The organism is uncultured Campylobacter sp. (genome assembly GCF_937981295.1).
GTDB lineage: Bacteria > Campylobacterota > Campylobacteria > Campylobacterales > Campylobacteraceae > Campylobacter_B.
Window position 1 is genome coordinate 40,510 of the sequence record NZ_CALJPC010000014.1, and the last position, 6,718, is coordinate 47,227.

At 45.5% G+C, this 6,718-nt stretch carries 8 protein-coding genes; 6 read left to right on the plus strand and 2 right to left on the minus strand.

Annotation, left to right across the window (positions count from 1 at the left end):
• Positions 1-252: 252 nt before the first annotated feature.
• Complete coding sequence (gene tpx, locus Q0135_RS01325; RefSeq protein ID WP_297987646.1) at positions 253-777, minus strand: thiol peroxidase; 525 nt, start codon at positions 775-777, stop codon at positions 253-255.
• An 89-nt stretch (positions 778-866) separates the two neighbouring features.
• Here tpx and Q0135_RS01330 point away from each other — a divergent pair, with 89 nt between their 5' ends.
• The 3 genes from Q0135_RS01330 to hutX all read left to right on the plus strand — a co-directional run bounded on the left by Q0135_RS01330 (position 867) and on the right by hutX (position 3,528).
• Complete coding sequence (locus Q0135_RS01330; protein WP_297987648.1) at positions 867-2,294, plus strand: TM2 domain-containing protein; 1,428 nt, start codon at positions 867-869, stop codon at positions 2,292-2,294.
• Positions 2,295-2,354: 60 nt separating this feature from the next.
• On the plus strand, positions 2,355-2,798 hold the full coding sequence (locus Q0135_RS01335; RefSeq protein ID WP_297987650.1) for a DUF805 domain-containing protein: 444 nt from the start codon (positions 2,355-2,357) through the stop codon (positions 2,796-2,798).
• A 217-nt stretch (positions 2,799-3,015) separates the two neighbouring features.
• Positions 3,016-3,528 carry a heme utilization cystosolic carrier protein HutX gene (gene hutX, locus Q0135_RS01340; RefSeq protein ID WP_297987652.1) on the plus strand — a complete coding sequence of 171 codons (513 nt, stop codon included), beginning with the start codon at positions 3,016-3,018 and terminating at the stop codon, positions 3,526-3,528.
• 405 nt (positions 3,529-3,933) lie between these two features.
• On the opposite strand, the gene Q0135_RS01345 is transcribed toward hutX, so the two are convergent.
• Positions 3,934-4,368 (minus strand): Imm12 family immunity protein, encoded by a 435-nt coding sequence (locus Q0135_RS01345; RefSeq protein WP_297987654.1) that lies wholly within the window; start codon positions 4,366-4,368, stop codon positions 3,934-3,936.
• 378 nt (positions 4,369-4,746) lie between these two features.
• Here Q0135_RS01345 and Q0135_RS01350 point away from each other — a divergent pair, with 378 nt between their 5' ends.
• The 3 genes from Q0135_RS01350 to Q0135_RS01360 form a co-directional block, all read left to right on the plus strand.
• Positions 4,747-5,346, plus strand: a complete 600-nt coding sequence (locus Q0135_RS01350; protein WP_297987656.1) for a disulfide bond formation protein B — start codon at positions 4,747-4,749, stop codon at positions 5,344-5,346.
• Between the two features lie 20 nt (positions 5,347-5,366).
• Positions 5,367-5,975, plus strand: coding sequence for a cytochrome C (locus tag Q0135_RS01355; RefSeq protein WP_297987657.1), 609 nt, complete (start codon positions 5,367-5,369; stop codon positions 5,973-5,975).
• A partial coding sequence (locus tag Q0135_RS01360; protein WP_297987658.1) for a molybdopterin-dependent oxidoreductase occupies positions 5,972-6,718 on the plus strand: 747 nt, incomplete at its 3' end. The genes Q0135_RS01355 and Q0135_RS01360, both read left to right, overlap by 4 nt.

Below are 6,718 nucleotides of genomic sequence, written 5' to 3' on the forward strand. Positions count from 1 at the left end.
CTCGCTGCTGCTAAATTTAAAATTTAGCAGCAGGCTATCCTATAAATTTCGTGCTCGTTCGCTTGCTATCGCAGTGCGTTAATAGCTTTGCGTACGCTGGAGCACAAATTAAAGCGTAAAATCAAAATGTAAAATTGAAGTAGAATTTTAAGCGCCCTACTTCGTTTTTTTACTTGCAGTAGGGCGAATTTGCTTAAAGTAGTGAACTAAAGCAAGGCGAAAATTATCCAAACCTTGGATCTATTATCTTGCTCAGTTAGAGCAGCTGTTGCGAGCGACGAGCTCTGCAAAATCCAGCGCTGCGTCGTAGTCGGGCTCAGAGGCTATGTCGCTTACGAGCTCTTTATAAACCACAACGCCTGCGGTATCTATGACGAAGATCGCTCTGGCGCTGAGACCTGCTAATGCGCCGCTGGCGATGAGAGTGCCGTAGCGGCGGCAAAATTCCTTATCGCGGAAATCACTTGCAACGCGTAGATTTTTGATCCCCTCAGTCGTGCAAAACCTCCCCATCGTAAACGGTAAATCCATCGAAACGACGATTACTTCGGTGTTAGGAAGCGATGCGGCGCGCTCGTTGAACTTACGTGCCTCCGTCGCGCAGACGGGCGTATCTAGCGACGGCACAGCGACTATGATTTGCACGTGCTTGCCGCTAGCGATCTCAATTTCGCTTAGATCTTGAGCTACTAAGCGCACTTGCGGCGCGCGATCGCCTAGATTTATCTCTTGCCCGCTTAACTCTACGGGCTTTCCTTGAAATGTTACTTTTGACATTTTTGTCCTTTGTTTTGAATTTGTAGCGGCGAATATACAAAAATTCCTTAAATTTCAGGTAAAATTGCTTTAAAAATCAAGGAGAGCAGATGGGCGAAGATATTTGGGGCGGCAGCAGTAATCCTGCATCGCTAGCCAGTATAAGACGTAAAAGTGGCGAAGAGAAAAAGCCCTTGGATGAGAAACCACAGGAGCAATCTGAGAATTTAGATTTAGCGCAAGAAGCTCTTGCAGCGGATGATACTAGCGAGCAAAATTTCGCGGCTCAGAATTCTGTAGAGCAAAATTTAGCTTTTGCAGCTCAAGGCTCGGATGAAGAAAATTCTATTTTACGAGATTCTGCCGCGACAGGCTCTAGCGAGCAAGATTCTAACGCTAAAAGTTTGAATTCTACCGAAGATGCTACGAACTCGCAGAATTTTGCAGAGCAGAATTCCACTTGGCGAAATTCAGCTTCCTTAAATTCCGATAGAATTAGCTCTACGCAAAGCTCAGCTAGGGCTTACGATCTAAATAAAGCCTACGTATTTTATATGTTCCTCGGGCCTTTCGGCGCGCATAGATTTTATCTTGGGCGTATAATCTCCGCGATTTTTCAGCTTTTAGGCGGGCTGCCATTTCTCATCTGGCTTTTTTTAGCAGTGGTTACTGTCATGTGGACGAGTATAGAAGGTAACGATCTGTTAGCGCTTATAAACTCATCTCGTCCGGATTTGGGCGTGCAAGCATCAGACCTAAAGGATATAGAACAGGGCTTTTTTCATTTTATGGTTATTTTCTCGGTGCCCAATGTTTTGTTTTTGATCTGGCTTATTAGCGACTTTTTTAGGTTGCCTGATATGGTGCGAAAGCTAAATGTATCCGTAGGCGCGGGAGCAATCCTGTATGTTTATACGGATGACGCTAAAGAGCAGAGCGAGAATCTATCTACTGCCAAAACTACCCTTTATATAGCGTTTGGGCTTGAGGCGTTAAATGCGGTAGGCAGATATATCAAGAATGTAGATAAAGTGGGCGCGTTGGAGGGTGTCGGACTTATATCTATGATATGCCTAGCTGTGGGGCTATATTTTTTAGCGCGCGCTATACGCAGCACGGACCTGCTATCAAACGCCGTGCTAGTCGGAGTTTCTTCGGCTATAAGCGCAGTAAGCACTATATTTGTAGGATTTGAATTGTTTAATCCATCAGTTTTTATGATAAGCATTTATTGTGTATGCACAGCGGTATATCTGATCTATCAGCTGCTAGTTAGTAAAGAGCTTTATGATTGCAGCGGAGAGAAAAACTATCTAAGAGCGTTTTATGTTATTGTGGCTACGGAGATAGTAACTCTAGTCCTGATAGCGCTTGACTCGCAGCTTTTTGCCTTAGTATTTGCCATAGGGTGGTTAGCTTCGGTAATTCTAAATGTTTCGGCGGTTTATGGCACTAGAGAGGTTGCCGCCTCAAAAGGCGGCTACAATCTAGCGAATCTGGCGTATCACGTAAAGCAGATGAACGGGCGGGAGTTTTAGGTATTTAAATTTAAGGGGCGATTAGTATAATCCTATATTATTTTAAAAAAGGAGTTTAAAATGACTTTTATGGAGTCCGTGCAAACTTGCGTCAAGCAAAAATACGCCGCATTTAGCGGGCGAGCATCGAGGTCGGAGTACTGGTGGTTTTTTCTATTTACCGTGCTTGGCGGGATCGTTTTGAGCTTGATAGATGGCGTTTTAGGCACTACGATAGGGTACAATCAAATAATAGCCGGCAAAATCGTCCATCAAGAAATCGGCATTATAGATGCGCTTTTTCAGCTAGCTATGCTCGTGCCAGCCATCGCCGTATCGGTCAGGCGACTACATGACACCGATAGAAGCGGCTGGTTTTTTCTGCTTATTTTAACGCCGTTCGTGGGTGCTTTGTTCGGCGATATCGGGCTTTTGATATCATTTGTGGGTTGGATAGTGCTGCTTGTGTTTTTCGTGCAGCGCGGCGATAGTGGGTCCAATCGCTTCGGATATGATCCGCTATGATAAAGCTCTAAATATTTGCGGAATTTTAGAATTCTAAAATTCCATGCAGATAAAATTCTTTGTATTGTCGTTTAAAATTCTACGCATAAGCACTTTGTAGCGCTAAATCTTTCTTCAAATAAACTTTTCAATTACGCTTTAATTGATTGCCGTTATCTGTAACTTAGAATTTTTATATTATAATGGCGCTCAAAATTTTATTTTAGAAAGGATGAAAATGAAAGAGAGAATCGAGGCGCTGTTTGCGCAAAACCCTAAAATTTCGATCGCGCAGATCTGCAAGGAGCTCGGCGCCAAGGAGATCGACGTGCTGCTAAACCTGCCCGAGCGCTTCGGAAAGAGCGCGGGCGGCGATAAATTCGGCGAGGTCATTAGGGAGCTTGAGAGTTGGGGCGAGGTACTTTTCGTGAAAAATACGCCGAGCTTCATCATCGAGTTTAAAACCAAGATCCCAAGCGGCAAGAGCGCGCAGGGATATTATAATTTCGGCATGGGCGCAAACGGCGATGAGGCGCATGGGCTGGGCATTTTGGGGGGTCATCTAAAGACGGATGAGATCGATAAGATTATCCTCGTGACGCAGACTTTTATGGGGATGCTCTCGAAATTCGTGGGTTTTTACGACAAGGCGGGCGAAAATATCTTTAAAATTTACGTCTCGCGCGATGAGAAAGGACAGCTTCTAGCCGAGCAAGACGCGAAATTTGAGGCGCTAAAAGTCGCGATTTAGCGCTCGCACAAAACTCGTCTTGCGCGGTTTGCGTAAAATTTACTCTTGTCGGGTATTTAGGCTTGATCTCGCCTTTTGCGCGCGAGATCAAATCCGTAAAATTCTACTGCAAAATAACACCGCGCGTACTTTTACGCGCTCGCGCAAGACCCGCCTTGCGCGGCTCGCTCATCGCTTGCTTAACGGCGCGTTGAAATTCTACGGGGTGCCAACCAAGGCGCTTTAAGCTAGCCAATAAGCTTTCGGGCAAAATTTTAAATTATCGTTGATGATGAAATTCCAAACTCACCTCGTCGCTATTTTGCGTCTTAAGGGCGTTTGGAATTTCACTAGCCCGGGTTAGCGTCTGCCTTATCTGAAACGGAATTTTGCCGCTTCAGATAGATATTCTTTTCAAATTTTATTTCAACAATCTACTACTAAATTTTCAAAAACTAGGTCTATATTATCTTTGTACTGCTTATCGTCAAATTCTAAATTATTATTCGTAATTTTCCGCCCGGTAATATCTCCAAGCTCCATAAGATACTGCTTGAACTTTTCTAAAAATTTATCTGTATTTGCCCTTTTATCGGAGCCCCACTCATCTGAGCTAAAATGAATATACGCGATAATTTTTTTGCTTTTAAGATAATATTTCGGTTGATAAATTCCCGATTTCGGAAAATATCTCGACACTTCCCCACTCAAACAAAGGCAAATATCGATCTTTTGCAGCGAGTGCATTTCAAAATCGCTAAAAACCCTTTTAATCTCTTGCCTTACCGCTCTTATAATATCCGGTATATAGATCGGCACATCATCCGCCCCGCCGATAACGGCATTTATGTTAAATTTCATATAGCGCCCCGCCCTTAAATTATAAAGTGATATTCTTCAAAATTTCGGCTCATTATATCATCTTCATAATATTTATCGAGCATCGGAGTTTCGAGGGTTTTAAAATCGGCATATTTTTTATCAAAACAGAGCCGAATAAAGATAAAATTTTATAAAATCTATCATTTTAATTTCATATCTCAAAAACTTTCCGCCGCCACGCAAGGAGCGTCAAATTTTAAAATTGAAATCTTATACGTTAAGCTTAAAGCTCATAAAACTCCGATATTTAGGGCAATACGGACCTAAATTTTTATCTTTTATTGCTATAATTCCTTCATAAATTTAAATCTTAAGATTAAAAAGTATTCTTAAGAATTTTATAAGACGGAGGAGATCTTGAATAGATTGATTTTGAAGATTTACGCGTGGCAAAATACTGCTGCGCCGTGGTTTTGGCTCTTTGTGATAAGCGCAGGCTATCTTGCGGTATCGCATTTTTTCTTTCAGCGCTACCTTTTTATGTCGCCTACGCAGATGAGTGCCCTCGTGCGTCTGGGCTTTGCCGTAACGGGCGTGGGCGCGCTCATCGGCTTGCTGCTGCCGTTTGGCTTCATAGCAAGGCTCATTGCTTACCTGCTTGGTTTTGCGGGCGCGATATACGGCTATTTACAAAGCTCCGCGCCGCACCCCGCCGCAGATACCGCAAATTGCCTCTCAGCGCCTGCATTTCCTTTTGCGGTGCCGCTTGATAGCCTGCTGCCGGAGCTATTTCGCCCCGCAAGCTGCACGGGCACTCCGTCCTTCCCCGCGGGCACCGCGCTTAGCGATGTGCAGAGCTTTTTTGGCGGATTTTACGGCGAGGGATTTTATCTCGTGCCGAGCATAAAATTTGCAGACGCGGCGCAGTGCGCGCAGGTAGCGTTTGCGGCATTCGCGGCCGTTTTGGCCGTTATGTTTGCGGGCTTTTTATACGGCAGATTTACGAGAAGTTTTTAAAATTTTAAGAAAGGATAAGCATGAAGTTTTTAAATTCTATTGCGGCTGCGGCGGCTCTTGCGGCTGTGATCGCAAGCTACGCTGGCGCCGAGGTTAAGGCGGGCGAGACGCTTTACGGCACGGTGCTAAAGCAGGTAAGTGTAAGCGGCGATTTGTCGCACAAGGACGGCAGGCTGCTACCTACAAACGCCATAGAGGTGCTGGAGGTCAAGGACGGAGTGGTGAAATTTTCGCTCACAGGCTATCAAAATCCAAAGGCGCCCAACGTTATTTATTTCACGCCTAAAGTACGTATAATCGCGGTGGCGTTTTCGAAGCAAGCTAAATTTCAAAGCGAGAGCTTGGGCGAAGAGGACGGCTTTAATAAGGTTAAAATAACCGCCTACACCGACGAGGGCGCGCTAAGCGGCGACGTGGATAAAATTTTCGCGGGCGCAAAGGAGAAATTTGAGGCCTCGTGTAGCGTCTGTCACGCTCTGCACCAGCCCGCCGATTATGAAGCAAATAGATGGCCGGGCTACATTAAGGCGATGCTTTCGCGCACGCCTATTAGCAAAGACGAGAGCTGGACGGTGGTGCAGTATCTACAAAAGCACTCCAAGGACGTAAATTTAAAGGATATGAAATGAAAAGACGAAATTTTTTAAAGCTCGGCGCGGCAGTATCGGCGCTTCCGCTCATCCCAAGCTCGATGCTCGCGGCGGATAAGCTTACCGCGCTTAAGAAAAACGGCGAAATTTTAACCGCGGCGCGGTGGGGAATTTTAAAAGCGAGCGTCAAAAACGGCAAGATCGTAAAGTCTGCGCCGTGGAAGATCACCTCTAAAATTCCAAATACGCTTCAAAATACGATGGCGGATCTCGTTTATAATACGCGTATCAAAGCGCCGATGGTGCGAAAATCTTACCTCGCCGATCCCGATAATCCAAAGCCCGAGCTTCGCGGGCTTGACGAATGGGTCGAGGTAAAATATGAAGACGCGATCAAACTCGTCGCGCGCGAGCTTAAAAAGACGCGCGAGCAAAAGGGCGCAAGCTCGGTGTTTGCGGGCAGCTACGGCTGGCAGAGCACGGGCAACGTGCATGTCTCAAGGACGCTGCTTCATAGATTTATGAATTTAACCGGCGGCTTTACTGGCGTCACGGGCGATTACTCTACGGGTGCGGCGCAGGTAATAATGCCGCACGTAACGGGTTCAAATCAGGTCTATGAGCAGCAAACCTCGTGGCCGGTGGTGCTTGAAAACTCCAAAGTCGTGGTCTTTTGGGGTCTAAATCCGATCTCTACGCTTCGCGTAGCGTGGACGAGCTCGGACGAGCAGGGATTTAAGTATTTCGAACAGCTAAAAAACAGCGACAAAGAGATCATCATC